This is a genomic window from Hyphococcus sp., assembly GCF_965228385.1.
Taxonomy (GTDB): Bacteria; Pseudomonadota; Alphaproteobacteria; order Caulobacterales; family Parvularculaceae; genus Hyphococcus.
The window spans coordinates 1,137,937-1,163,578 of sequence record NZ_OZ245810.1 but is presented as its reverse complement, the minus strand read 5'-3'; the positions used below and the strand labels follow the sequence as shown (position 1 = coordinate 1,163,578).

Sequence of the window (25,642 nt, the reverse complement as noted above, 5' to 3'; positions counted from 1 at the left end):
GCTGGACCGGTTTGAACCGCGTTGAAGTCCCGCGCCCGTTCCATTCGTCCAGTTTGAAGCGCCGCTCGTCGCACGCCCTTTTTTCACCGCGCGACATATGAGCTAAATGGCGCTAGGAGATATGCTGTCAGCGAACGGGGCCGCCATGCGTATTGTTATTTCTATTGCGTTCTTGATTACGACGCTCGCTTGCGCGTCTACAGACGAAGCCGTCGAGACGCCGCCGGTTTTCGCCGAATATGCGGGTATTTATGCGAGCGGTCCGCTCGCCGTCGCAGAAATCAGCGCGGTGGACGATATGCTCGCCGCCGTTCCCCCGTTCTGGACATCGAAACCCTATTTTGAACGCAGCGCAGACGACACATTCGCCATGATGTTGCCAAGCCCGGCGCCGGACCGGACGATTACATTCACGCGCAATCAGGAAAATCGTGTCGCCGGATTTACGCTCGCCAATATGGAACAGCGCAGCGACGGGAAAGATTTTGAACGACTCGGCGCCGGTGAAACGCCGCCGGCCTTGCTGTTTCTCAATCGCGAGCCCCATAAAGCGGCGCGCGCCGCCATTGCAGATCAATCGCTCAGCGCGGATGATCTTGCGGAATACGCATTGCTGCTGCTTCTTCGCCACCCCGCCCGGCACGAAGATTCGGCAATTTTTCTGAATGCCGTTTCCGAAGCGTATCCAGATCATGCGCAACTGAAAGCGCTCTATGGCTATAGTCTTGTCGCAATCAACAGGCGCGAAGACGCCCTTCGCGTTTCTCGTGAAGCGCTGACGCTGGATCCGGAAAACAGGGTCGCTCTTGAAGCCGTCCGCCGTCTGACTTTCGACGAACCGCAGGCCGGCGAGGGATATCGAAAACACATCCCGTTTTTATTGCGCGACGCCTTTGCGCCGCCGACACGGGAAGACATTCAAGAGACCAAGGCGGCTGTTTCAAACCGGGACTTACAGGCGAAAGAGGTGACGCTCGTCTCGACTCATGAGCTAACGCTCTCGCATGCGACTTTTGACGTGCGCGTGATTTCCCATAATGTACACGGATCAAAACATTTCGGCGCAGTCTTCGTTCCCAAAAACGCCGGCCCAGGTCCGGCGCCGGTTATTATCGACGCACGCGGCGTCAATCCGACCTATTCGCCGCGCGATGTATCAACCGGAACAACAACGCTGAGATCACTGGGACCGGAACAATCGAATTTTATATTTCTGGTTCCGGATTATCGCGGCAACACGCTTACGATAAACGATGTTGACTATGTTTCTGAAGGCGATCCGTCAGACGCCTGGGACGGCGCCGCCGATGACGCCATCGCCTTTCTGAACGCCGCTCTTTCCGTAACCCCTGAAGCCGATCCGGACAAAATCGCAATTGTCGGTTACAGCCGCGGCGGCTCAGTCGCTTTATTGGCTGGCGCCCGCGATAAAAGGATTGATCTGGCTCTCAACGTCGTGGGGCCGGTGGACCATTTATCCGCGATGGACCCGCATCTTGGCTGGACGACGTGGGAAGTGCTGGCGGATGTCATGCGCGAGGGCGAGATTCCCGCGCCAACCGAAGAAGGCGGCCAGGATTTTGACCATTTCATTGATCGCGTTGTTGACGACGGTGAAACGCTCGGGCAAGTCCGCCGCCGGTTAATCGCCTCTTCTCCATTATACTGGCTGGAGACCTTGCCGCAGACGCATTCATGGTATGGCGCGGAAGATCATGCGGTCCCCGTGGCCAATCCGCAGATATTGAAACAACGGCTGCGGGATAACGGTCTTCATCCTCCGGAATATACCGTCACCGTATATGAGCAGCGAGGTCATGACACCGACCCTTATATTGTCCAGAAAGAAATCGCTGAACGTCTGAAAGAATGGGCGAAAACAGACTGAACCGGCGCCTGTGGCGTCGATTCCGGACCTATTCAAGCGGTATACATTCTAGAGTTTGCGCTTTTCAGCACCAGCATACATAAACCCTTTATATTCTTATCGAAAACAAGGGGAATCCATGGAGGCCGCGAAACATTCAAGCGAAAAAGAGCGAATCGCTGAACTTCGCAGCTATGAGGTCCTCGATACGCCGCGCGAAGCCGCCTTCGACGAAATTGTCGCGCTTACCGCTGAAATGTGCGAAGCGCCGATCTCTGTCGTTAATCTTATTGATACCGAGCGACAGTGGTTCAAGGCTGAGACTGGTCTTGGCGTAAACGAAACGCCGCTCGAAACGTCGATCTGCGCTCATGCAATCCTGCAGGAAGATTTCCTTCTGGTTGAGGACACGCTCGCCACAACGGTTTGAAGAGCGCCTCGGCAACCTTGCCCAGACACAGGAACAACTTGCTCTTTCTCAATGGGACTCAACTGATCTTGGACTTCTCGTGCGCAAAGTGCTCAGGGAATTCAGCGGCGAAGACTCCGGCGCCATAAATATAACCAGTGAAACTGTGCATGTTTCCGCACACGCCGCAAATAATATCGCGATGGCGCTGTTCGAACTCGCCACCAATTCCCTCAAATACGGCGCTTTGTCCGTAGACGAAGGGAAAGTGGATGTCACCGTGTCACAGAATGACGGCGAAATTGCGCTGGACTGGCGCGAAACCGGGGGCCCGCCTGTAATTGCGCCGGAACGGCCAGGCCTGGGCCTGTTGCTTATTCGCGACGCCTGTCCCGCCGCGCTGAACGGCGAGGCGTCGCTGGACTTTGTGCGTGACGGCGTCAAATGGCGATTACGCTTTCCAGCGGAGGGGAATGGTTAGGTTACGCCTAACCGCAACGCGTCTTGTTCCCGCGAAGCCTGAACGCTCCAATCGCCCCAAGACCTGTGAGGAAAAGAGGTAGTCCGGCCGGCAGCGGAACGGCGGCGACCTCTTCGACGCTAAATGAAAAAGGCCCCGACATGTTGTTGCCGCCAAGGGCATTGTAGAGAGCGCTTCCATTTATGAATGTTATAACGTGACCCGAAGCGTTCGGGTTGCAGCCGGGGACGCTCGCCAGCAAACAGGTTTGCGCATTGATCGTCGCCGTCTGAAGATTGAAGGGCGCCGGGTCAAGACCTGTATTGGTGATTGAGCCGCTGTCAAAAGTGAATGCGCTCGGGCCTCCGGTGAGGCTCAAAACGAAATTTGAAATTCTTGGATCGTCCCATGCGATCGCTGTCGGCAGCGTCGGGTCGGAATCTTCATAAAGAAATCCGCCCGAAATCGTCAATGTTTCGACGCCGTCCGACACCGAACCGCCAAATGTCGCCTGAAGCGTCACTGCACCCGCCGACGTCGCCGCCAAGCTCGCCAACGCCGCCAAAATCCAAACTCTGATACCCATCGTGAACTTCCCCCTTGATTAGAATTTAACACTGCAAAATAAATGCCGGTTCGGCAACAAGGATGTTGATACCGTGCATGATCTCAGACAATTTAGAAAGCGGTTATCAGCATGAAAATGCAACCGTAAGGCGAAATGCTGGAAAATTCCGGCGGCGTCCCGCATGAAGCAGCAGGGGTTCGCTGATTTGAACTTAGCCTCAATTTTCTCCCACCCGGTAATCCGCCGTCGCCTCTTCCAGCAATGCGTCGAGTTCCATGGGCGGCGTTTTCCATTCCTCGGCTGCGAATAGCGGCGCCTGGTCGGCGTAGTGGGGCGATGCGCGATCAAGGGTCGCTGCGCCATACTGGTGGATGGTTTTGATCGCCACATCGCGCGGGCCAGACCAGTCCGCATAAAGAATATAGGTGTCGCCGCCCGCCGCCGCCAGCGGATAGTCGTCGCTTGCGCGCGCGCCGTAAACGGCGCGCAGCGTGTCAGGTCCGCCATCAAGGGGCAGTGAAACATCGCCGCGCTGCAGCCTGACCACCTCGCCCCATTCAGGATCGATCCGGCCATAGGCGTCTTCCAGTTCGCCTTTGACAGCCGTCAGCGCTTCGACGTAATCGGGCGTTTCGGGATTTTCGTCATTGATAAGAAAACCCCTCGCCCGCTGCGCCGTCAGAATGGCGAGCGGCGCGGCGCGGCTGTCTCTGGTGACGGCGCCGTCCCAGCCTTTCAAAAGATCCACCGCCGGCTGCATTGACGCATCCTTTCCGTCCAGCGTGACAATCAATGAGTTCACAAGCTCCATCAGCCGCGATGAGGGCGCGTAGACATCGTCCATTTTATAAGCGACGAATTCCTCGCCCGTGATGGACGCATCACCGCCGTAAAGCGCCTGAATGCGAATGCCGCGATTGGTGGCGCGCGTATCCACGCCGAAATGCGGCGGGAAGTTTTCCGGACGCGGATTATCGTCCGCTCCGCTCGCTTCAAACGGGGTGTGGTTGGCGTTGACGACATAGCCGGACGCCGGCATGACGACCTGCGGGACGTCATTCAGACTGCGCCTGCCCCGCCAGACCAGCGCCGGGTCGCCGCCGTCCTGCGCTTTTGACCAGTCGATATTTTCCGCGCGTACCGGCAAGGCTGCGTTATAGTAATAAGCGATCACGCCGTCGCCGTCCGCGTAAACGACATTGAGGCTCGGTATCGCCATCATCTCCATGGCGTCGCGCCATTCGGCGTAGTTGCGCGCGCGGTTAAGCCGGTAATATTGTTCGATGGTGCGTATCTCGCCCCGCCCTGCATAGGACACGGCGAAGACGCCCTCGTCCGTCTCGAATACCGGGCCGTGTACGGAAGATAAGGCGCGGCGCGTCACCGGCAGACTGAACGGGCCCCAAATGTGAACGCGGAATTTCACCTCTTTCACGTCGAAATCGCGCCACCCGCCGGCAAATTCATAGCGCGCCGGTTTTTTCTCATTATCGACCTTCAGCGCATAGACGTCCACAAGATCGGGCTTGTTCACGGTGAACGTCCAGCCGAGATCGGGTCCAGCGCCGTGGAGTATCAATGGCGCGCCGGGAAAGAGCGCGCCGATCATGTCCCATCCTTCTTCGGATTTGACGCGCGCTTCATACCACGCGACCGGTCCCTCATAGGGCTGGTGGGAATTGACCATCAGCCGCGTATGACCGTCGGCGGCGCGCGACGGCGCGACCGCCATGGCGTTGGACCCGGTTTCAAAATCCTGCGGAACTCGCAAAAACGTCTCTTTTGCGCGCGCGGCCTTGTCCGCAATTTCCATATCGCCTTCAAACAGTTTCGTCAGGTGCTCGTCGAGGCCGTAAAAGAACGGCGTGCGCGTGGCGAAGCCGGCGACAATATCATGGCCGGTTACCGGAGCGGCGCCCGGCGCGCAGCGCGATTTCTTTTCAGCGCAATACAGATTGAGCCCGGCGGCGTATCCTTCCGCCAGCGCGCGCGTTTGCGGCGAAAGGTCCGCATCATAACGCGCCTCGATGTCGTCCATGGCGCCCATGGCCGCCACGAGATAATCGGTGAGCGCGGCGTCGCGCCCGGCGCGCTGCGCCAGCGTCCCGCGCGCAAAAAACAGCACTTCTTCGATCGTTTCCCAGTCGTCTTCGGCATGCGCATAGCCGAGGCCGAAAGCCGCATCCGCATCGCGGGCCCCATAAATATGCGGCACGCCGTAAGCATCGCGGATAATCCGCGCGTCATAAGCGGCGGCGGCCGCTTTTGCGGCGCGCGCATCGAAGCGGGCGGGTTCAGGTGTCTTGAAGTAAAACAGCGCCGCAAAGGCGGCTACGCCCAGCGCCACGAGCGCCCAGCGGAAAATCATCCCCATGATTTCACCAATTTTCTTGTTTCTCCTGTCAATTGCAGAACCTGACATGACACTGTCATGGTTTTCAGCAAAGTGGTCAGTCTATACAACACGTTGTCGTTAACCGAGGGGTCGCATATGTCCAGAACAATTCTCGCCGCCGCCAGCATGGCCGCGCTTGCCGCCTGCGCCGGCGGCGCCGGCAAGAACAGCGCGCGGGTTGATGCGCCGGTTCAGCCGGTTCTCACAAAAACCGGCGATCCCTGGTTTGACGGCGCGCAGGAAACGCTGGCGCAGCGCAAGGCCGCCAGGCCGAACAAGCGCCCGGCGCGAAACGTCATTTTATTTGTCGCCGATGGTATGGACCCGACGACTGTCGCGGCGACGCGGATCTACGACGGCCAGTCCCGCGGCGAAGACGGCGAGGAGAACCTTCTGTCTTTCGAGCGGTTCGCCGCGCTCGCCATGTCCAAAACCTACAACACGGATTCGCAAACGCCCGATTCCGCCGGCACCATGTCGGCTATGGTCACCGGCTACAAGACCAAGGCCGGCGTGATTTCCCTCACCGATGCGGCGATCCGAGGCGACTGCGCGTCAAGCCTCAACGCCGCCGCGCCCACATTCATCGAGCTTGCCGAAGACGCCGGTCTCGCCACCGGGGTCGTATCGACGGCGCGTCTTACCCATGCAACGCCCGCCGCCGCCTACGCGCATGCGCCCCAGCGCAACTGGGAGCGCGACTCAACAACGCCGGACGAGGCCAAAGCCGCAGGCTGCCGCGACATCGCCAGCCAGCTTATCGACTTTGACCATGGCGACGGCGTCGATCTCGCCATGGGCGGCGGGCGCAGCAATTTCATGACCGGCGAACAGGCGGACCCGGAAGATCCGTCACAGCGCGGCGGCCGGGAGGACGGGCGCGATCTTGTCGCTGAATGGACGGCGAAATCGGCCGCGCACGCCTTTGTCTGGAACAAGGCGCAGTTTGACGCCATCGATCCGTCCACGGACCCGCGCGTGCTGGGCCTGTTTGAGCGCTCTCACATGCAATATGAGGCGGACCGCAATGACAGCGCCGGGGGCGAGCCCTCGCTTGAAGAGATGACGCGCAAGGCGATTGAAATTCTCTCCCGCAATGCGAACGGCTATGCGCTGGTGATAGAAGCCGGCCGCGTCGATCACGCCCATCACGACGGCAATGCCGCGCGCGCCCTGCATGATGCGCAGGAATATGCGCAGGCCGTCGCCGCGGCGCGGGAATTAACCGATCCGGCCGACACGCTGATCATTGTCACCGCCGATCACGGGCATACGCTGACCTTCGCCGGGTATCCGCTCAAAGGGAATGATATTCTCGGCCTCGCCAGCACCGCGCCGGAATATGACCGCGTGGGCGACGGGATTGCGCGCGCAACCGACGGAAAACCGTACACCACGCTCGGTTACGCAAATGGTCCGGGCGCGGTATTTGCAGGCGATGCGGATCTCTCGGACGGCCGCCCGGCCCTGTCCGGCGACACCGTCAAACAGAAAGACTTTTTGCAGCAGTCGCTGGTGCCGACCAGTTCAGAAACCCATGGCGGCCAGGACGTGACGATCTACGCTGACGGCCCACAGGCCTATCTGTTCTCCGGCACGGTTGAACAGAATTATATCTTCCATGTGATTGTAGACGCGCTGGGGCTGGAAAATTAAACCCAGGCGTTACGCCACCGGATCGAGCCAGCCCCATTCGTCTTTTGTGTCGCCTGAGAAAATGCCGAAAAACATGTCCTGAATTTGCGACGTGGCCGGACGATTGCCCTTGCCCACCGGAATTTTATCGATGGAGCGCACCGGCGTGACTTCCGCCGCAGTCCCCGTGAGAAAGACTTCGTCGGCGGCGTAGAGCATTTCGCGCGGCACAGATTGCTCGATCACTTCGTAGCCAGCCTTGCGCGCCAGCACCATCACTGTGTCGCGGGTGATGCCCGATAAAATAGAGGATGCGGCGGGCGGCGTATAGATTTTGCCGTTGAGCACAATAAAGATGTTTTCGCCCGCGCCTTCGCTGACTGTGCCGTCATGGGCGAGCCCCAGCCCTTCGGCGAAACCGTTCAGTTTGGCTTCCTGCGAGACAAGCCGGCTCGACAAATAATTGCCGCCGGCTTTCACGCCCGACGGGGTCGTGCCGGGCGCGGCGCGCCGCCAGCTCGAAAAGGCGACGTCGATGCCGTTTTTCAGACCTTCATCGCCGAGATAAGCGCCCCATGGAAACGCGGCGACCGCGAGCTCCGAGGGTGCGTTGAATGACGCCGGACCCATTTCGCCATAGCCAAGATAGGCGATGGGACGGATATAGGCGGAGTCCAGCTCGTTTTCGCGCACCACGTCCTTGCAGACCTGCATCAGCGTTTCAGTGGAATATTTTTCGATGTCGATGCGATAGACCCGCGCAGAAAACTGCAGCCGCTCGATATGTTCGCGATTCCGGAAAACGCACACGCCTTTATGTTTCGTGTTGTAGGCGCGCATGCCTTCGAAAACGGAGGTTCCGTAGTGCAGGCCGTGCGTCAGCACATGCGTCGTCGCTTCGGCCCAGGGAATCATTTCACCATTGCGCCAGATCAGCTTGGCTTCCTGAATTGGCATTGCGATATTCCTTTTTTCTCTCAGGTCTCAACGGGTTATTGAAAAGGCTGCATGGCCGACCTCCGCCGCAAATGCAAGACACGTGATGCGCCAATCGCCGCCCGCCAGTAGTCTTTAGCGGGATAACGCTTTAAGCACGCCCGAATTGACAGAAACCGCCCATAAGGATGGTAACGCTCATGGCTGACGCGCCTTCCCGAAACGCCCGGAAAATCGACGCCCTGCTCGACGTGATGGCCCGCCTCAGGGCGAAAGACGGCGGCTGCCCCTGGGATCTGGAGCAGAATTTCCGGACGATTGCGCCCTACACGGTGGAAGAAGCCTACGAAGTCGCCGACGCCATCGAGAAAAGCGACATGGCGGCGCTGAAGGACGAGCTTGGCGATCTCCTGTTCCAGACGGTTTTTCACACCCAGATGGCGCAGGAAGAGGGATTATTTTCTTTCGGCGACGTCGCAGAGGCGATCACTGAAAAAATGATCCGCCGTCACCCGCATGTCTTCGGCGATGAGACCATGCGTTCGGCGCGCGAACAAACTGACGCCTGGGAAAAGCAAAAAGCCGAAGAACGCGCCGCAAAAGGAGAAGAAAGTCTGCTTGCGGATGTTCCTGTCGGATTGCCGGGCCTGACGCGCGCGGTCAAGCTGCAAAAGCGAGCCGCCCGCGTCGGTTTCGACTGGAGCGAGGCGAAAGACGTGCTGGCGAAAATCGCGGAGGAAACGCAAGAGCTCCATGAAGCGATGGAGAGCGCGGACGCCGGCCATATCGAAGAAGAATATGGCGATCTGCTTTTTGCGCTCGCCAATCTTTCGCGTCACCTCGACGTTGATCCCGAAAGCGCGCTGCGCCGCGCCAATGAGAAATTCATCCGGCGTTTCCAGCATATCGAAAAAACTTTCACCGATCGCGGCGAAAGCCTCGCCGATGCGTCGCTGGATGCAATGGAGGCGGTATGGAAAGAAGCGAAGGCGGTGGATAAATCTACGGCAGGAAGATGAATCAAATAATCCCTTTACCTCAAAGGATGAGCGGTTCCGCGGCGCATTTTGTGAGATCCATAATATCTGCATTCTTCTTTAGAAATCATCGATTCAAACTGCTGCGAGCCGCAGGCATTGTCTCTCGTTACAGGTTATAGAGATACGATACGCCACCCGGAGACTGACCGCCCATGACCGCCCCGCAAACCATGCTCGACCTTATTGGAAATACGCCGCTGATCCGGCTGCAACGCGCCTCGGAAGAGACCGGCTGCGAAATTCTGGGAAAGGCGGAATTTCTCAATCCGGGCCAGTCGGTGAAAGACCGCGCCGCGCTCGGCATTATCCGCGATGCTGAAAAATCCGGCGCTTTAAAGCCCGGCGGCGTCATCGTTGAAGGCACGGCGGGCAATACCGGCATCGGTCTCGCCATGGTCGGCGCGGCGCTAGGCTATAAAACAAAGATTGTCATTCCGCGCACGCAAAGCGAAGAGAAGAAAATCGCGCTGCGCCTGCACGGCGCCGAACTGATCGAGGTTGACGCCGTCCCTTACGATAATCCGGATAATTATGTGCACTATTCGCGCCGTCTCGCCGAACGGATGAATGAAAAAAATCCCGGAAGCGCCGTCTGGGCGAACCAGTTCGACAATGTGGCGAACCGCGACATTCATGTGACGACGACAGGACAGGAAATATGGGAGCAGACCGGCGGCAAAGTCGACGGCTTCACCTGCGCGGTCGGCACCGGCGGCACGCTTGCCGGGGTTTCCATGGCGCTGAAGGAGCGCAACGCCAATGTCAGGACCGTCGCGGCTGATCCAGGCGGTTCGAAAATCCTGAGCCTTATCAAATACGGCAAGGCTGAAACCGAAGGCGGCTCCATCACCGAAGGCATCGGTCAGGGGCGCATCACGGATAATCTGAAAGACGCGCCGATTGACGACGCGTATCGCATCACCGACACGCAAATGGCGGAAGTGCTGTTCAGGCTTGTCCAGGAAGAAGGTCTTTGTCTTGGCGGCTCGTCCGGCATCAACATCGCCGGCGCCGTTCGTCTCGCAAAAGACCTCGGCCCCGGCCATACCATCGTGACGGTGCTTTGCGATTATGGCCACCGCTATGCGTCGAAACTTTACAATCCTGAGTTCCTGAAGGAAAAAGGGCTGCCGACGCCGCCCTGGCTTGACTGACACAGTCACAGGCCGGCTGATAACGGATGGAGCCGAACTGCATGACTTTCGGACCCCTCGTCATATCGACATGGCTTGCAGAAAACCTGCACCGCGACAATGTGAAAATTATCGACGCATCATGGCGCATGCCCGGACAGGGAAACGCCAGGGATGCGTTTCTTAAATCGCATATTCCGGGTGCGGTGTTTTTCGATATTGACGGCATCGCCGCCCAATCAACGGATCTGCCGCATATGTTGCCCGCGCCGGCCGCGTTTGAAAACGCCGCAGGCGATCTGGGGCTTACCGAAAAGGATGAAATCGTTGTCTATGACGACTCAGGCGTTTTCTCCGCGCCGCGCGTCTGGTGGACGTTCCGCGCCATGGGCCACCGGCGCGTCGCTGTACTGAATGGCGGCCTGCCCGGATGGCGGGCCGAGGGACGCCCGACCGAATCCGGCGAACGGCAAATCGTCAAAGCGCATTATAAAGCCCGCGCGGTTCCGTCCCTTTGCGCATCACACAAGGCTGTGCGCCGCGCGCTCATCGATCACGGCGCTATGGTGCTCGACGCCCGTTCCGCTGAACGGTTCAACGGTCAGGCGCCGGAACCGCGCGCGGGGCTCCGGTCCGGCCACATGCCCGGCGCCCTTAATCTGCCGTTCGATCTTGTTTTGCGCGACGGCGCTGAATTTAAGTCTGGCGATGAAATACGCGATCTTTTAAACTCGGCGGGCGTCGACGCCGATGCGCGCATCATCACCAGTTGCGGATCGGGCGTCACGGCCGCGCTGCTGGCGCTCGCGCTTGAAGTCGCCGGTATTCGCGAATATGGCGTTTACGACGGTTCCTGGGCTGAATGGGGAGATGAGAACAATGACATTGCGTTATTCCCCGTTATCCCGGACGGCGAAAACCGGCGATCAGGTTGAAGTCACCATCACCTATATGGAGCAGCAATCGCGTCCCGCCCTCGCCCCGGCGCCGCCCGCCGGACGGGGCAAGGCCGCCCTGCTGCGCGCTGAAAACCCGCCCGTCCACTATTACCGTTACCTTTATGGTCTCATTGGCGGGCCGCATAACTGGGTGAGCCGGCGCAAGCTGACCGATGAAGATCTCGCCGCCATCATCCGGCATGAAGAGGTCTACCTTTACATTCTCTATATTGACGGTGTGCCCGCCGGCATGGCGGAAATCGATGCGCGGGCGCGCGACACCCATGAGTTGAAATTTTTCGGCCTCGCGCCCGATTTTACCGGCAAGGGTCTCGGACGGTTTTTCCTGTCGAATATTCTCGATCTGGTCTGGTCGCGAAATCCGCCCCGCGTGCGGTTGGAGACCTGTACGCTGGACCATCCCGCGGCGCTGCCGCTCTATCAAAAGCTCGGTTTTTCCGTGATTGGCCGGCGCCAGGGCTTCGTTGAAGTTTTGCCGCCGCCAGATGTATCGTCATCTTAAAGTAAACGCGAAATCGGGCTACAAGGCGGCCATGAAAGACAAAACCAGGCTTGTCGCCGCCGGACGCCCGCATCATCGCCCCGCCCATCCCGTCAACACGCCGGTGGAGCGCGCCTCCACCTATCTTTTTCCGAGCTATGACGACTATCTGGAAGGCGCAAAAGCGATCACCTACGGCCGGCTCGGAACGCCGACGCACAGGGCGCTCGAAGATGCGGTGACGGCGCTGGAAGGCGGTTACGAAACCCGTCTGGCGCCATCGGGACTGCAGGCGTGCAACGCCGCCATCCTCGCTTTCGTCGCCGCTGGCGATCATATCCTGATGACCGACGCCGCCTATGACCCGACGCGCAAATTCTGCGAAAAGTTTCTGAAACGCTTCGGCGTCGAGACGACATTTTACGATCCCGTGGCGGGCAAGGATGACATTGCCGCGCTGATGCGGCCCAACACAAAACTCATTTTCGCGGAGTCGCCGGGATCGCTCACATTCGAGGTGCAGGATTTACCGGCGCTTGCGCAAGCCGCGCAGGAGGCGCGCGCTAAACTCATCGTCGACAACACCTGGGGCGCCGGCTATTTTTATAAACCGATAGTACTCGGCGCCGATGTGAGTATTCAGGCGGGCACTAAATATCTCGCCGGACATGCGGACTGCCTGATCGGCACAATTACATCCGCAGACGAACAAACTGCGCAAAAAATATATTACGCGCTGTTGCAGCTTGGCTCCAATGTTTCAGCCGATGACGCCTTCATGACACTGCGCGGCATGCGCACGCTGTCAACGCGGCTTGACCGTCATCAGGATAACGCAAACGAGCTGGTGAAATGGCTTGGCAAACGCAGCGAACTCGCGCGCATTTTGCATCCGGCGGTGAAAACCTGCCCCGGCCACGCTTTGTGGAAGCGCGATTTCACCGGCGCGTCCGGTCTTTTTGGCGCGGTCCTGAAACCGGCGCCGCTGCCGGCGCTGAAAGCGTTTTTCAACGCGTTCAAGCTCTTTGGCATCGGTTTTTCATGGGGCGGGTTTGAGAGCTTGTGCCTGCATGTGCGGCCTGAACAATACCGCACCGCCACGAGCTGGTCCGAGGAAGGCGCGGTGTTGCGTTTTCACGCAGGGCTGGAGGATATCGATGACCTGAAAGCCGATCTTGACCGCGCTTTCGCCGCCATGGCGAGTGCGCTAAAATAAATTCGGGTAACGGGAGTAGAACAAGATGCGCATTATCGCCGGTATCGCGAGCCTTGCCCTGTTGAGCGGCTGCCAGACGCTGGAATTCGGCGGCCCCGGCGACAGGCTGAATTTGCAGACCGACCCGCCGGGCGCGCTGGTGGCGGTCGAGGGCGCGGGCGAGTGCGAAACCCCGTGCGTGATAAAACTCGACGGCCCCAAGAAAGCGCGTATCGCGAAAGCCGGCTTCGTGACGCAATATGTAACGCTGAACCCCGGCGGCAAAAAACAGATCGTCGTGCCGCTCGAACTCGCCGCCGCGAGCGAGGACGTCGATACGACGGCGTTGCCGGATCTCGACTGAGTGAAGAACTGAAAACTGGCGACCCCGGTAGGACTCGAACCTACAACCTGCGGCTTCGAAGGCCGATGCTCTATCCAATTGAGCTACGGAGCCGGTCGGCGCCTTGATAGCGCGGCGAAGCGGAAATGGCGACCCCGGCAGGATTCGAACCTGCGACCATCGGCTTAGAAGGCCGGTGCTCTATCCAGCTGAGCTACGGGGCCGCAAGAGCCGCCTAATGCGTCCAGGGCTTGCGGCGGTGATAGGCGAAGTTATCAGAATAGGCTTTGGCCTGGGGCGTCGACTGGTTCGGCTCGTCCACACGGAAAGGCAGGCCATGCTTTTCGGCATAGGCGACCGCCTCCTCGCGCGAGGAAAACTTCAATTGCAATTGGCCCGACGTCACGCTGTCGCCGCTGGTCCAGCCCATCAGCGGATCGACCCGGCGGGCGGTGTCGGCCTCGACTTCCAGCACCCATCTGGCGGTGTTGGCCGTGCCCGACTGCATGGCGGTTTTCGATGGTTTGAAAATGCGTGCGAACATGGTTTTCGCGTTTCCCCGCTCGGTCTTCGCTTTCGTTTGCCTCATGGTCGGGGCGGCAAGATTCGAACTTGCGACCCTCTGGTCCCAAACCAGATGCGCTACCAGACTGCGCTACGCCCCGTCAGGAGGGTTTTTCAAGGCGCTGACATCGGTCATCTTGCAGGAGATGTAAAGACCCCCGGCGGCGGAAGCGGCGTTTGGCTGAAAATTTATGCGTCCCGGGCGCGCAAGGCGCCTGAGCCGCGAATCAATGGTTTCGGCTTGGACGATTGCGCAGCGAGGGCTCGACGAAATAGTTCGCGCAGGGTCAACCGCCTGGCCGCCGCCGCAATCAGGGCGGCGGCGAATGAGACGCGCGGTTTTTTTAGCATGCGCGGCGGCCGCCGGAACGCTCGCGACCGCGGCGTGCGCCGCGCAACGCAGGCCCCCTTCCCGACGCCTGACGATGTGTTAACAAGCGGGGCGTTAACAAGCGGGAAAAGAGCCGATTTTATTCAGTAAACAGATGATAAGATGCGGAGATCAGCGCAAGTCTTTAATTGTCCGGGTCAGCGCGCACTTCAATCGCAAGCAGCCCTTTTGATCCCGACGCGAAGGAAACCTGGACGCGATCCCCCTGCATCAGTTCGCCTACGCCGCATTTTCTGAGGGTTTCCATATGCACGAAAATATCTTCCGTATCGTCGCCGCGCGTCAGGAAACCATAGCCTTTGGCGCGGTTGAACCATTTTACATGCGCCTTGACGAAATCGCCCGCAGGGGTCTGGTTCAACACGGGCGCGGCCGGCGTCAGGGCGGCGGCGGTCGATTCGTCAATATTCAGAAGTTTCGCCGCCTGCAATCCCTTGGCCCGCCGGACCACGACACACTCCACAGTCGCCCCTTCGCGCGCCGTGACCATGCCGGCTTCCTTGAGGCAAGACGAATGGATCAGGATATCGCCTTCAGCGTCGTCAGTAATGATAAAGCCGTATCCCTTGGTGGGATCAAACCATTTTACAATACCCTTGACGGTAAACGTTTCTTCTTCCGTATCAGGAATATCGTCGCCCTCGTGCGATGGGTCAAACCGCTCGTCCATATTAATCTTGGTACCCCTGTCGCGCCCTAAACCTTGGACTTTTTTATTTACTATAATGGTCCCGCGCGAAAAGACTAATCCCTTCGCGCACAAAATGCACTATTTTAGTTTGCTCACGTTTATTTTTCATCGTGAGGTTGTGGTGATTAGATAACATTACGGCGGCCCGAGGCCGCCGCTGTTTTATGCAATCGCTTTTGCTTCGAGATGATCGAGGAACGAACTGATCAGTTGCAGGAACACATCGAAGTCCGATTCAATATTCTTGATCGAGGCGCCGCCGGCGCTGTTGCGATCCATTTGCAATATAACAAAACCATTATTGTCGATATATACGCGACCGAATTTCATATTGTTGTTGAATTCATTGAGGATGGTGTGGCTGATGCCGCTTCCGTCCACTTCATCGAGCAGGGTCGTATAGGAAACGTCGCCGTCCGGGCCCGCAACATCGATACGGATCTGAAACCGGTCAACAGTTACGCCAAGCGTACGCGGTCCCCAGCTTTCCACCCGGTAGCCCTGAGACGAGAGCGTCTGTTCAATTTCGCTTTTGGATATATTCGCGGCAAAGCCCGGCGAGACCGGTGCGACAACCATCGCTGCTGCTGCGAAAACTGCTATGAAACCCCTCATGGACCACCCCTTCGGTCTGACGCTATTAACGTTGGTTAATAGACGGCAAAAACCGGCCAAAATCAATGATTGACTGCGCCTGTGAGGCGGCGAATTCGCAAAAATGCGCGACTTTTCCGGCGGGTGTGGCGTGAAAACTGGCAGGCCCTAGGGGAATCGAACCCCTCTTTCCAGGTTGAAAACCTGGCGTCCTAACCGATAGACGAAGGGCCCGCTCGGTTTACCGCGCGCGGCGGAAGCGCTGTATAGGCGCCGCGCCGCGCCCATGCAAGCCCTCTTTTGGCCAGACCGCCGGAAATTCAGCCTTGCGCCGGCGCCGCGTCCGAGATCTGCAGCTGTCCGGCGTCGCCGCCGCGCCAGTCATCCGCCCTGATCTTGCCGGCGACATGGAGCCTGCCGCCTGATGTCAAAATCTCGCCAAGCGGTTCGCCCCCGGCGCGAAACGCAATGGCGCGAACAGGCTCGCCCGTATCGCTTTTCAGCGTCACCGATAAATGACCTTTGCCGACAATCTTTGATTGCGCCGGGCGCATGTTGAGCAAGGCGAAGACCGGCTCCGGATTGCCGGGACCGTAGGGGCCGGCTTTGGCCACTAGATCGGCGAAAGATCTGGAAACAGCCCCGGGCGCAACAGCCGCATCAATGTCCAGTGTCCGGTTTTGCCGGGCTGTTGCGATATCGGCGCTGAGGCGCTCGTTCAACATGTTTCGCAAAGCGGCGATTTTGCTTTTCTCTATGCTGAGGCCGGCCGCCATGGCGTGTCCGCCGCCAGCGGTGAGAACGCCTTCTTCGCGCGCATGGACGATCGCCGCACCCAGATCGACCCCGGCGATTGATCGCCCCGAGCCTTTCCCGTCGGCGCCGTCGAGCCCGATGACGATAACCGGCCGGTCGTAGATTTCCTTCAGCCGTCCGGCGACAATGCCGATAACGCCGGGGTGCCAACCCTCGCCCGACGTTACGATCACATCGTCAGAATGGCGCTGATGGGTTTCGATGTCGCGCAACGCGGCTTCCTGCACTTGCGCTTCAATTTCCTGGCGTTCCGCATTTAGAACATGCAGGCGCTCGGCGAGCTCAAGCCGCTTTGCCGGATCGTTCGTAGTCATCAATTCGAATGCAAGGCGCGCATGGCCGATGCGTCCGGCGGCGTTGATGCGGGGTCCTAAAAGAAAACCCAGATGATATGCGCTCGCCGGGCCTTTCATGCCGGCGCGCGCGCCCAGCGCAATCAACCCCGGATTGGCGCCGCTTCCTTTAGATTCACCGCCCAGCATTTTCAGGCCCTGCGCCACGAAGACCCGCGTCAGCCCGGTGATCGCCATCACGTCGCAGACAAGCCCCAGCGCTGTGAGGTCGAGAAGCCGCGTCAGGTTCGGCTCCGTCCGGTCGGCAAAAAAACCGGCCTCGCGCAAGGCCCGGTTGAGCGCCACAACGCCCATAAAAGCAACGCCCGCCGCAGAAAGATTTGTCAGGCCCGAAAGATCGTCGGGCCGGTTCGGATTGACCACCGCCGCCGCGCCCGCAGGCGGCGGACCGGACATCAAATGATGATCGAAAACGACGATATCGACGCCGTCCCGCGCCGCCTCTTCAATAGGCTCCTGCGCGCTCGCGCCGCAATCGACGGTGACGATGACGCCGGCGCCCTGCGCGTGGAGCGCTTTGAAAGCGCTGGCGCTGGGTCCGTAACCTTCAGTGATGCGGTCCGGCAGGTAAACGATCGACGGCGCGCCGATCCAGTCGCAATAGAGTTTCAAAATCGCCGCCGCCGTCGTTCCGTCCACATCATAATCGCCAAAAACGCCGATCGTTTCGCCATTGGCGACGGCGGCGGCGAGCCGGTTTGTAGCGCGCTCCATATCGGTCAAGACGAACGGGTCCGGCATCTCGTCGCGAAGCGAAGGACTTAGATACTGCGCCGCATTTTGCGCCGTGACGCCGCGCGCTGCGAGTATGCGCGCCAGCACCGGATCGAGTTCCAGCGCCTGCGCCATCGCCATGGCTTCGCGCGCATCGGTTTCGCGCAATCGCCAGCGCCGCCCGGAGGCTGGCGTTCCCATGGGCGGCAGGGCGATGACCGGCGCTTCCAGACCGGCGGCGGTTTGAGGGGCGAGATAATTCATGAATTGAACAGGCGCTGATTCGGGCCCGGCGCGCCGCCCCTTGTGGATAAATACGCGGTCTCAGTACCAGAATATTTGCGTCCGCAAAGCACAGTGGCGACGCTTCTGCGTTTTTGTTTTAGTCTTCTCCGGCGGAATTTTTGGAGGAATTGATGCGAAAATTTTTAGCAGCGCTCGTTTTCGCGGCGCTCATTGGGGCCCCGGCCGCCGCCCAGGATGAGCCTGTGTTCGACCCCGGCCCCTATGGCGGCGGCGCGGTCTATCTCAACGACGCCCACCGCGAGGCCAACGACAAATGGGGCTATGCCGGCGCCTATCGCGCTGGCGACTATGTTTACCTTTCCGGGGTTGTCGCCGGCGCATGGGGCGGGGAGCCGATGGACGACGCCGCCTTCAGGGAAAATCTGCGTCAGGTTTTCAAGCGGGCCGACGATGTGCTCGGCGCTGCTGACGCCTCGCTCGAAGACGTCGTCGAAATCATTTCGTTTCACGTCTGGGGCAGTCCCATGTTTTCAGGCGACAAGCGCGCGCATATGGAGGCGCTCGCCGAGGTAAAAAGGGAATTCATGCCGGCGCCGCATCCCGCCTGGAGCGCGATCGGGGTTTCCGAGCTACTGCCCAATAACGGTGTTGTTGAACTGCGGATGGTGGCCTACGCGCCGCTTGCCGATTAATCAGGCCGCGTCGTGAAAAATGACGCCCAGACAGTAACGCGATCCCGTTCTCACTTCCGAAACGCCGTGCCGCATTTTTACGCGATAAATCCCGCGCGCGCCTTCCGCCGGGCGCTCGTTGACGGCGAAGGCGATCGCATCGCCCTGCTCCAGCGGCGCGACGATCGCTCTGGATTGCCGGCGCGGCGTCTGCTCCGTCATGACGAACTCGCCCCCGGTAAAGTCCTTGCCCGGCGCCGACAGCAACAGGGCGATTTGCAGCGGAAACACTTCATCGCCGTAAAGGTCCTGATGCAGCCGGTTATAATCGCCCGGACCGTATTTGAGGATTAAAGGCGTCGGCCGCGCCTGTCCGGCTTTTGCGCAATGTTTCAGATAGGCGGCGTGCCGGACCGGAAAGCCTGTTTCCCGCCCGAGCTTGCCCGCCCATTGATTGGCCAGCGGCGCCAGCTTTTCGTAAAACCTTGCGCGTAATTCGGCGACGATCCGGGGCGCGGTCTCATTAAAATACCGGTATTCGCCTTCGCCAAAGCCGTGCCGGCGCATGACCACCGTGGATCGGTAGCGTTCGTCTTCGTCATATGAGCCGATCAACTGGCGGCATTCTTCATCGTTCAGCATTCGGCCGAGCGGCGCCCACCCCTCAGCGTTTAAAACAGCGCCGGCGCGTTCCCAGTCAATCCGTTCAATCCGTTCCGCCAGGCCGCCTTGCACATACCTCTCCGGTCGACAGCGTTTGCACGGGCGGTAACCGGCGTCTTCCGCCGCGCGCCGGGTGTCGGCAAAAATGACGTTTTTCCGCAGCGGCCGCGCGGCGCAGGACGGCAGGCAATAAACGCCCGTTGTTTTCACGCAGGTCCAGAATTCGCCGTTGCTATCGACATCGCGGCGTTCAACCGCTTTCCAGCGGCGCGCTTCCAGCTCGTTTTCAGAGTGCACCAGCTTCAGGCTTGCCGGCATAGGGAGCCTCCTTTCTCACGAGGCCCACCATAATCACGCGCGCGCCAGACGCCCGCCCGCTTTTTGCGGTATTTTTTACGTGCGTTCCTTGAAGTAGGGCTTCACGTCGCCTTTGAGCGTAATGGTCAGCGGATTGCCGCGCCGATCGACCGACTTTCCCGCGGCGACTTTAATCCAGCCCTCCGACACGCAATATTCCTCCACATTGGTCTTTTCCTTGCCGTTGAAGAGGATGCCCACTTCCCGGTCGAATACGGCTTCATCATAATACTGGCTGTTCGGATTTACGCTGAGCCGGTCAGGCAATTGCGGCGTGTCTTCGGACATTGCAGACCTCCCTCAGCGCTGCGAACGGGCGCGAATATAGCGCACTGTGCCGGTCTTCGAGCGCATCACAACGGTATGCGTCGACACGTGGCCGCGTTCCCATTTCACGCCGTCCAGCATGGTGCCGTTGGTCACGCCGGTGGCGGCGAAGATAACATCGCCCGACGCCAGATCCATCAAGCCATATTTGCGATCAAGATCGGTAATGCCCGCCTTTTCTGCGCGGCCCCGCTCAGCGTCATTGCGGAAAAACAGCCGGCCTTGCATCTGTCCGCCAACGCATCTGAGCGCCGCCGCGGCCAAAACGCCCTCGGGCGCGCCGCCCTGTCCAACATACAAATCGATACCGGTCGACGCCTCGGTCGTGTGAAAAACCCCCGCCACATCGCCGTCGGAAATCAGGAAAACGCGCGAACCCATCTTGCGCGCGCCTTCAATCAGCGACTGGTGACGCTCGCGATCAAGGATACACAGCGTAATCTCTTCCGTCGGCACGCCTTTCGCTTTGGCCAGCGCCGAGATGTTGTCCTCAACGGATGCGTCCAGATCGATAACGCCGTCCGGATAGCCGGGACCGCAGGCGATCTTGTCCATGTAGACGTCAGGCGCATGCAGCAATGTGCCGCCCTGCGCCATTGCGACCACCGCCAGCGCATTCGCCATGGCTTTCGCCGTCAGGGTCGTGCCTTCCAGCGGATCAAGCGCGATATCGACTTTCGGGCCCTCGCCGGAGCCGACCTTTTCGCCGATATACAGCATTGGCGCTTCGTCGCGCTCGCCCTCGCCGATGACGACTGTCCCGTCGATTTTCAGCTTGTTGAACGCATCGCGAAGCGCGGTCACGGCGGCGTCGTCGGCGCCCTCTTTGTCGCCGCGGCCAATCATCTTGGAAGCGGCGATCGCGGCGGCTTCGGTGCAACGGCCGACTTCCATTGTCAGAATACGGTCGAGGAATTTCTCATCTGCAGACATTTTTCTTTCCGTGTACTAATTGATTTGCAAAGATGCGCTGCGCCGCTTACTGTTCCGGGGGCGGCGGCGGTTTGATTTGCTCGCGGCGCTCGCGGGCGGCGGCGTTCTTGTCTCTATCGACATCGCTCCTTAACGTATCGCGCCGATCCGGCAATATGCCTGTCTCGGCCGCCTCCTCCGCCGCCGCAGCACGGTCCTCGACAATGCCGAGCTCCAGATTTTCGCGGGATTCAAGCAGTTGCTCCTCCATCAGCTCAACCTCGGCGTCGGAGCGTTGTTCAGGCCGTTCAGCAGGCGTTTGCGCCAGAATGGGAAATTTTCCCGTATCGGGCTCGGATTTTCGTTCGGCGATGCGCCCGGCCACTTGCGGATTCACCGGCTGATCGCCTGCGATATCTTCATATTTGACGATCCCCGGCGGCGCGAAACGGGCAAGTTCGGAATTCGCGCAGGCGCAAAGCGCGATGAGCGGGAATAACCGCCACAACCGGGCGGAGGAAGATTTTACACAAGGCACGCGTCCATCCTATAAGGGCGACAGGACACCTTTAACCCCCAACCGGCTCCATGACGCAAGAAAAAGACAAATCAGGTTCAAAAGAAAAAGGCGCGAAAAAGCAAAACGCCGGCAAGAAAGACGGCAAGGCGGGCAAAACCGCGCGCGACGCCAAACCGGAAAGCAAAGCCGCAAACGGTAAAGCCGGCGGCGCCGAACCCCCGAAGTCCATCTATGAGGACTTTGACGCGCTGTCGGAATATCTCACCGATGTCAGCGGCCGCAGCCAGGAGGTCATCAGAGAATTCTTTGACCGGAACCGCGACATGCGCCGGTTTACCGGCGAGCTTTCCCCTGACCCGCTCAATGTGGGCGAGGCCTTTCAGGAGATGATGAAAGGCCTCTCGGCGGACCCGGGCACGGTGATGCAGCGGCAATTCAACCTCTACGGGGATTACGCCAAGCTGATGGCGTCCATGACGCAGCGCGCCGCCGGCGAGGCCGTCAAACCGGCCATAGAACCCCCGCCGGGCGACAAGCGGTTCGCCCATCCGGCCTGGACGGAAAACCAGATGCTTGATTTCATCAAGCAGTCCTACCTGATATTCGCGCGCTGGCTGGAAACAACCATGGCGCAACTGGAATATTCGGACGAGCACGACAAAAAGAAAGCCGAATTTTTCACGAAACAGTTCGTTGATGCTTTTGCGCCGTCCAATTTCGCCGTGCTCAATCCGGAGGTTGTGCAAGCGACCATCGAAAGCAAGGGCGAGAACCTGCTAAAGGGTTTGAAAAATCTTCTCGAAGACATTGATCGCGGCCATGGCGAGCTGGCGATCCGTCAGGCTGATCTCGAATTTTTCAAGCTGGGCGAGAATATCGCCACGACGCCCGGCAAAGTGGTGTTTCAGAACGACATTTTCCAGCTCATTCAATATGAACCGTCTACGGAAAAAGTCGCCAAAACGCCAATGCTGATTGTGCCGCCCTGGATCAATAAGTTTTATATTCTCGATCTCCAGCCGCAAAACTCATTCATTCACTGGCTGGTCGATCAGGGCCGCACCGTCTTTGTCATGAGCTGGGTTAATCCCGGTACGGAACTGAAAAACAAGACGTTTGAAGATTACATCAAGGAAGGCCTGTTCGAGGCGCTGGACGCTGTAAAACAGGCCACAGGCGAGAAAAAGGCAGACACGATCGGCTATTGCATCGGCGGCACGATGCTCTCCACCGCACTCTCGCTGATGGCGAAACAGAAAGATAATCGCATCAATTCCGCAACCTTTTTCACGGCGCAGGCGGACTTCAAGGAATCCGGCGACCTTCTTCTTTTCGTGGATGACGAACAGCTAGACGCCATAGAAAAACAGATGGACGCGGCGGGCGGCGTACTGGAAGGGCGCGCTATGGCGACAACGTTCAACATGCTGCGCTCGAACGATCTCATCTGGTCGTTCGTTATCGATAATTACCTGAAAGGCAAAGATCCGGCGCGCTTTGACCTGCTCTTCTGGAATTCGGACGCAACGCGCATGCCGAAAAATGTCCATCTGTTTTACCTGCGCGAGTTCTACCAGCACAACCGGCTTGCAAATGGCGAAATGGTGATTGACGGTGAAACGCTTGACCTTGGCGACGTCGACATTCCGATTTTCATGCAGGCCGGCGAAACGGACCATATCGCGCCGCATAATTCAGTCTATAGAACCGCCAGGTTGTTTGCGTCCAAGGGAAATGAAAAAGTCCAGTATATGCTTGCGGGTTCAGGCCATATTGCAGGCGTCGTCAACCATCCGGACAAGCACAAATATCATCACTCGGTGAACGCCAAATTGCCGAAGTCGCTTGATGAATGGAAGAGCGAGGCAGAACGCAATCCGGGCTCGTGGTGGCCGTACTGGATCAAATGGCTGGACGATGTGAGCCCCGGCAAAACCGATGCGCGCAAGCCAGGCGACGGCGAACTCTCTATTATTGAAGACGCGCCGGGCAGTTACGTGAAAGTCAAAGCCTGACCCCGCGCCCCGCTGCCGTGTTTACCTTTTGTTAACCAAAACGAATCACCCTTTTGGCGAATAAAAATCGGGCGGGGGCCTTATGAGCCGTATGGATACGACAACGCAGGAGCTGTTCCTGCGCCTTGGAACGACGTCGCAATCGCGCAGCGTCAAGGCGGACGCGTTATTCCGGCGGCTGCGCGACCAGGAACAGACAGACCTTTCCAGCGAACTGATGCGCGGCCCCAAACGTATCCTTGTGCGCGGCGCCAGGACTGTGGAACCGCCCAAGGCGCTCCGCAAATCCTGAATACAAAATCCTATTGCTGCGGATAGGTGGTCTGCTGGCCGGCGGCTTTCCAAGCTTCGATACCGCCGCGATACCACAATACGTTCGTATACCCCATATTGATCGCTCTCAACGCCGCGTTATAGGACATCCAGCATTGCGTTGACTGACAATAAAGCACGAGCGGCGTTTCCTTGTCGCCGCCAGTCATTTGCTGCAGGAAACCGCCGAATTCACGTTGCGTCTGATCGTTGAAATTGCCGGCCTGATGCGCGGGAACGGCGAACACGGCGCCGGGCAAGATTTCCGGGCCGCCCAGAATATCGAGCAGTAAAAAGGGCGTTTGGCGCCCCTGGATCAATTCAACCAGTCCTTTTGTGGTGATGATTTGCCCGCCCGGAATGCTTGACGGCGTTGGTCCGTGCATGGCGCCGGCATGCAACTGGCTCGTCGCCGGAACGCCAAAATCCTGCAACTCGGCCGCGCTTTGCGGATCGGCGTTCGAAGGACGCTGCTGCGGCTGTTGTTGCGGGACAGACTGACGGTCCATCTGTTCGCGGCTCTGAGATTGTTGCTGCTGCTGTTGTTGCTGTTCCTGCTGTTGCTGTGGGCGGGACGACTGGGAGCCGCCAAAACTGTCCTGCGACAGGGCGGCGCCGGGCCATAGACACAACATGGCCGACAGATATGCGAAACGCTTCATTGAATTCCCCTTATTGCGAAGGCTCTAGCCGCTGCCCGTCAACGCCGAGATCGCGGTATGGCTCAAACATCGTATCGTCGGTGAGGACATAGGTCCCGTCATTCAGTTGCCACGCATTGTCGTAGCTATGATCGAGTTCAACGGTGCCGCCGTAATAAGGGTCATTAAAGGTTTCGACGCCGCGGATCGCTTCAGACGTTTCTCTGGACGTGCGGTCGAAACTCTCGCTCTGGGTGCGCCATGTGTCCGACTGAATCTGGCGAATTTCCTCGCCTGTCTGCGCGATGATCTTTGACCGGTCGCGCGCGCCCTGAAGATTGGTCTGGGCGATCTTTGAATTATGCCTTGCGATGCGCTGCGACCATTCAGGCGATGGTTTAATGGATTTGCGCACCAGCTCGGCGAAGTTGAAATCAAGGGCGCCGTCGGGCGCGCGCATGGCGAAACCGGGCATGGCCGATCCGGCGATAATTTCAGAACCCGCCATCCCCATGGAGGGCTGCGTCAGCGTCTGGTTGAAATAGACCACCGCGGCGAGGCTTTCTCTTAATTCGGCGCCGTTTTGATTATAGCCGATCAGGACTTCGCCCGCCTCGACCCAGCTGCGCATTTCACCGCCCGCCATCGGCGAGCGGGAATTCATGAATTTATAACCCTCCGCGATATCCGCGCGCGGGCGATAATCAAGGATGCGCGCGCCCTGACGCGTCTGCGAAACGAGATAATTCAGATATTGCTCGACGGTTCGGATTTGCAGAAACGGACAATTGCCCTGTCCGGCGCCGCCGGAAAAACTGTTCCAGACCCAGTTATATGACGGGAAAAGATGCGCCCTCGAACGCCCGTCCGGAGAGCTGACAGTGTAGTCCGTCGTATAACCCGAACCGGCGCCGCAACCCGAATTCGCGCCCCAGACAACGCCGCCCTGTCCCGTCCAGTCGACCGGGACCATCATCGTCATCGCCGTCATGGGTTTTTCAAAGCCTTGCCGGTCGATAATCTCAACCCGCTTCAGGCGGTACGCGCCCGGCGGCAGATCTTTTGCCGCCGCGATTGTTCCCGTGCCTGTTCCCGACGAGGACATTTGCTGAGAGGCCATCGAACGCTGCGCCGGCGCGGACTGCCCCATACCTTGTTGCGACATACCTTGTTGCGCCATGCCCTGCTGTGATTGCGCATAGGGTTCGTTCTGCTCCGCGCCGGTCTGGTAAGCGGCTGCGTCGCCGTCGCGATCAGCGTATTCCGCTTCCGAATCACCGCCGCCGGAACACGCGCCGGCAAACGCCGTCAGGATAATGACGGTCAAAAAGGATCGTGCTTTCATGATGCGCCCGCCTCGCCGTAAATTTCATCTCGAAAGCGGAATGTCTAGCATTATTGGGTCAAATGCAAAAGCGCTGGCGCAATGCGCAA

General features: G+C 59.0%; 25 protein-coding genes, 4 tRNA genes and 1 pseudogene. 13 read left to right on the top strand and 17 right to left on the bottom strand.

Translation table 11 applies throughout. The features are described 5' to 3' along the window. The first annotated feature begins 121 nt into the window (after nt 1-121). From ACQK2Q_RS05435 to ACQK2Q_RS05425, 3 genes and pseudogenes are all read left to right on the top strand, one after another. Entirely contained in the window at nt 122-1,888 is a 1,767-nt protein-coding gene (locus ACQK2Q_RS05435; RefSeq protein ID WP_425408728.1) for a hypothetical protein, read from the top strand. Nucleotides 1,889-2,006: 118 nt separating this feature from the next. Beyond that, a pseudogene (locus tag ACQK2Q_RS05430) lies at nt 2,007-2,279 on the top strand (histidine kinase); the annotation flags it as partial. Further along, a complete protein-coding gene (locus tag ACQK2Q_RS05425) occupies nt 2,239-2,757 on the top strand; it encodes a sensor histidine kinase (RefSeq protein WP_425408727.1) in 519 nt (172 codons plus the stop codon). The pseudogene ACQK2Q_RS05430 and the gene ACQK2Q_RS05425, both read left to right, overlap by 41 nt. A gap of 7 nt (nt 2,758-2,764) precedes the next feature. Here the strand turns inward: ACQK2Q_RS05425 and ACQK2Q_RS05420 are convergent, their stop codons facing one another. Both ACQK2Q_RS05420 and ACQK2Q_RS05415 read right to left on the bottom strand, forming a co-directional pair. Continuing rightward, on the bottom strand, nt 2,765-3,322 hold the full coding sequence (locus ACQK2Q_RS05420) for a VPLPA-CTERM sorting domain-containing protein (RefSeq protein WP_425408726.1): 558 nt from the start codon (nt 3,320-3,322) through the stop codon (nt 2,765-2,767). Between the two features lie 199 nt (nt 3,323-3,521). Continuing rightward, entirely contained in the window at nt 3,522-5,726 is a 2,205-nt protein-coding gene (locus ACQK2Q_RS05415) for a penicillin acylase family protein (RefSeq protein ID WP_425408725.1), read from the bottom strand. Nucleotides 5,727-5,795: 69 nt separating this feature from the next. Here ACQK2Q_RS05415 and ACQK2Q_RS05410 point away from each other — a divergent pair, with 69 nt between their 5' ends. Beyond that, a complete protein-coding gene (locus tag ACQK2Q_RS05410; protein WP_425408724.1) occupies nt 5,796-7,355 on the top strand; it encodes an alkaline phosphatase in 1,560 nt (519 codons plus the stop codon). A gap of 9 nt (nt 7,356-7,364) precedes the next feature. Here the strand turns inward: ACQK2Q_RS05410 and ACQK2Q_RS05405 are convergent, their stop codons facing one another. Beyond that, entirely contained in the window at nt 7,365-8,291 is a 927-nt protein-coding gene (locus tag ACQK2Q_RS05405) for a branched-chain amino acid transaminase (protein WP_425408723.1), read from the bottom strand. A gap of 179 nt (nt 8,292-8,470) precedes the next feature. Here ACQK2Q_RS05405 and mazG point away from each other — a divergent pair, with 179 nt between their 5' ends. The 6 genes from mazG to ACQK2Q_RS05375 all read left to right on the top strand — a co-directional run bounded on the left by mazG (nt 8,471) and on the right by ACQK2Q_RS05375 (nt 13,442). Beyond that, nucleotides 8,471-9,289 (top strand): nucleoside triphosphate pyrophosphohydrolase, encoded by an 819-nt coding sequence (gene mazG / locus ACQK2Q_RS05400; protein ID WP_425408722.1) that lies wholly within the window; start codon nt 8,471-8,473, stop codon nt 9,287-9,289. A gap of 173 nt (nt 9,290-9,462) precedes the next feature. Beyond that, the gene (locus tag ACQK2Q_RS05395) at nt 9,463-10,464 is read left to right on the top strand and encodes a cysteine synthase A (protein ID WP_425408721.1); all 1,002 of its coding nucleotides are present in this window, start codon (nt 9,463-9,465) and stop codon (nt 10,462-10,464) included. A 41-nt stretch (nt 10,465-10,505) separates the two neighbouring features. Further along, on the top strand, nt 10,506-11,378 hold the full coding sequence (gene sseA / locus ACQK2Q_RS05390) for a 3-mercaptopyruvate sulfurtransferase (protein ID WP_425408720.1): 873 nt from the start codon (nt 10,506-10,508) through the stop codon (nt 11,376-11,378). Next, nucleotides 11,323-11,904 (top strand): GNAT family N-acetyltransferase, encoded by a 582-nt coding sequence (locus ACQK2Q_RS05385; RefSeq protein WP_425408719.1) that lies wholly within the window; start codon nt 11,323-11,325, stop codon nt 11,902-11,904. The genes sseA and ACQK2Q_RS05385 overlap by 56 nt, the downstream gene beginning before the upstream one ends. 31 nt (nt 11,905-11,935) lie before the next feature. Further along, a complete protein-coding gene (gene metC, locus ACQK2Q_RS05380) occupies nt 11,936-13,099 on the top strand; it encodes a cystathionine beta-lyase (RefSeq protein WP_425408718.1) in 1,164 nt (387 codons plus the stop codon). Between the two features lie 25 nt (nt 13,100-13,124). Beyond that, nucleotides 13,125-13,442, top strand: coding sequence for a PEGA domain-containing protein (locus ACQK2Q_RS05375; protein WP_425408717.1), 318 nt, complete (start codon nt 13,125-13,127; stop codon nt 13,440-13,442). A gap of 16 nt (nt 13,443-13,458) precedes the next feature. Here ACQK2Q_RS05375 and ACQK2Q_RS05370 read toward each other — a convergent pair. From ACQK2Q_RS05370 to recJ, 8 genes are all read right to left on the bottom strand, one after another. Beyond that, nucleotides 13,459-13,535: transfer RNA gene (locus ACQK2Q_RS05370), tRNA-Arg, on the bottom strand. A gap of 33 nt (nt 13,536-13,568) precedes the next feature. Continuing rightward, a tRNA-Arg gene (locus ACQK2Q_RS05365) sits at nt 13,569-13,645 on the bottom strand. Between the two features lie 11 nt (nt 13,646-13,656). Then, nucleotides 13,657-14,010 (bottom strand): ETC complex I subunit, encoded by a 354-nt coding sequence (locus tag ACQK2Q_RS05360; protein WP_425408716.1) that lies wholly within the window; start codon nt 14,008-14,010, stop codon nt 13,657-13,659. After that, nucleotides 14,010-14,086: transfer RNA gene (locus ACQK2Q_RS05355), tRNA-Pro, on the bottom strand. Before ACQK2Q_RS05355 ends, ACQK2Q_RS05360 begins: the two co-directional genes overlap by 1 nt. Before the next feature lie 414 nt (nt 14,087-14,500). Beyond that, nucleotides 14,501-15,046, bottom strand: coding sequence for a cold-shock protein (locus tag ACQK2Q_RS05350; protein WP_425408715.1), 546 nt, complete (start codon nt 15,044-15,046; stop codon nt 14,501-14,503). A gap of 183 nt (nt 15,047-15,229) precedes the next feature. Further along, entirely contained in the window at nt 15,230-15,682 is a 453-nt protein-coding gene (locus ACQK2Q_RS05345; RefSeq protein WP_425408714.1) for a YbjN domain-containing protein, read from the bottom strand. A gap of 138 nt (nt 15,683-15,820) precedes the next feature. Continuing rightward, nucleotides 15,821-15,895 (bottom strand) — tRNA-Glu (locus ACQK2Q_RS05340). An 86-nt stretch (nt 15,896-15,981) separates the two neighbouring features. Further along, nucleotides 15,982-17,808, bottom strand: coding sequence for a single-stranded-DNA-specific exonuclease RecJ (gene recJ, locus ACQK2Q_RS05335; RefSeq protein WP_425408713.1), 1,827 nt, complete (start codon nt 17,806-17,808; stop codon nt 15,982-15,984). Nucleotides 17,809-17,960: 152 nt separating this feature from the next. Between recJ and ACQK2Q_RS05330 the strand changes: the two genes are divergently transcribed. Next, nucleotides 17,961-18,482 carry a Rid family hydrolase gene (locus tag ACQK2Q_RS05330; RefSeq protein ID WP_425408712.1) on the top strand — a complete coding sequence of 174 codons (522 nt, stop codon included), beginning with the start codon at nt 17,961-17,963 and terminating at the stop codon, nt 18,480-18,482. On the opposite strand, the gene ACQK2Q_RS05325 is transcribed toward ACQK2Q_RS05330, so the two are convergent. The 4 genes from ACQK2Q_RS05325 to ACQK2Q_RS05310 all read right to left on the bottom strand — a co-directional run bounded on the left by ACQK2Q_RS05325 (nt 18,483) and on the right by ACQK2Q_RS05310 (nt 21,258). Further along, complete coding sequence (locus ACQK2Q_RS05325; RefSeq protein ID WP_425408711.1) at nt 18,483-19,442, bottom strand: 2OG-Fe(II) oxygenase; 960 nt, start codon at nt 19,440-19,442, stop codon at nt 18,483-18,485. Nucleotides 19,443-19,517: 75 nt separating this feature from the next. Continuing rightward, nucleotides 19,518-19,769 (bottom strand): DUF3297 family protein, encoded by a 252-nt coding sequence (locus ACQK2Q_RS05320; protein WP_425408710.1) that lies wholly within the window; start codon nt 19,767-19,769, stop codon nt 19,518-19,520. A gap of 12 nt (nt 19,770-19,781) precedes the next feature. Further along, nucleotides 19,782-20,741 (bottom strand): class II fructose-bisphosphatase, encoded by a 960-nt coding sequence (gene glpX, locus ACQK2Q_RS05315; RefSeq protein ID WP_425408709.1) that lies wholly within the window; start codon nt 20,739-20,741, stop codon nt 19,782-19,784. Between the two features lie 46 nt (nt 20,742-20,787). Then, the gene (locus ACQK2Q_RS05310) at nt 20,788-21,258 is read right to left on the bottom strand and encodes a hypothetical protein (RefSeq protein WP_425408708.1); all 471 of its coding nucleotides are present in this window, start codon (nt 21,256-21,258) and stop codon (nt 20,788-20,790) included. Nucleotides 21,259-21,308: 50 nt separating this feature from the next. Between ACQK2Q_RS05310 and ACQK2Q_RS05305 the strand changes: the two genes are divergently transcribed. Continuing rightward, nucleotides 21,309-23,255: a PHA/PHB synthase family protein gene (locus tag ACQK2Q_RS05305; RefSeq protein WP_425408707.1), complete on the top strand. Its 1,947-nt coding sequence runs from the start codon at nt 21,309-21,311 to the stop codon at nt 23,253-23,255. 82 nt (nt 23,256-23,337) lie between these two features. Beyond that, nucleotides 23,338-23,547 (top strand): hypothetical protein, encoded by a 210-nt coding sequence (locus ACQK2Q_RS05300; protein ID WP_425408706.1) that lies wholly within the window; start codon nt 23,338-23,340, stop codon nt 23,545-23,547. Nucleotides 23,548-23,557: 10 nt separating this feature from the next. On the opposite strand, the gene ACQK2Q_RS05295 is transcribed toward ACQK2Q_RS05300, so the two are convergent. Next, nucleotides 23,558-24,229, bottom strand: a complete 672-nt coding sequence (locus tag ACQK2Q_RS05295; RefSeq protein WP_425408705.1) for a rhodanese-like domain-containing protein — start codon at nt 24,227-24,229, stop codon at nt 23,558-23,560. A gap of 10 nt (nt 24,230-24,239) precedes the next feature. Beyond that, entirely contained in the window at nt 24,240-25,553 is a 1,314-nt protein-coding gene (locus ACQK2Q_RS05290; RefSeq protein WP_425408704.1) for a hypothetical protein, read from the bottom strand. Between the last annotated feature and the right edge of the window lie 89 nt (nt 25,554-25,642).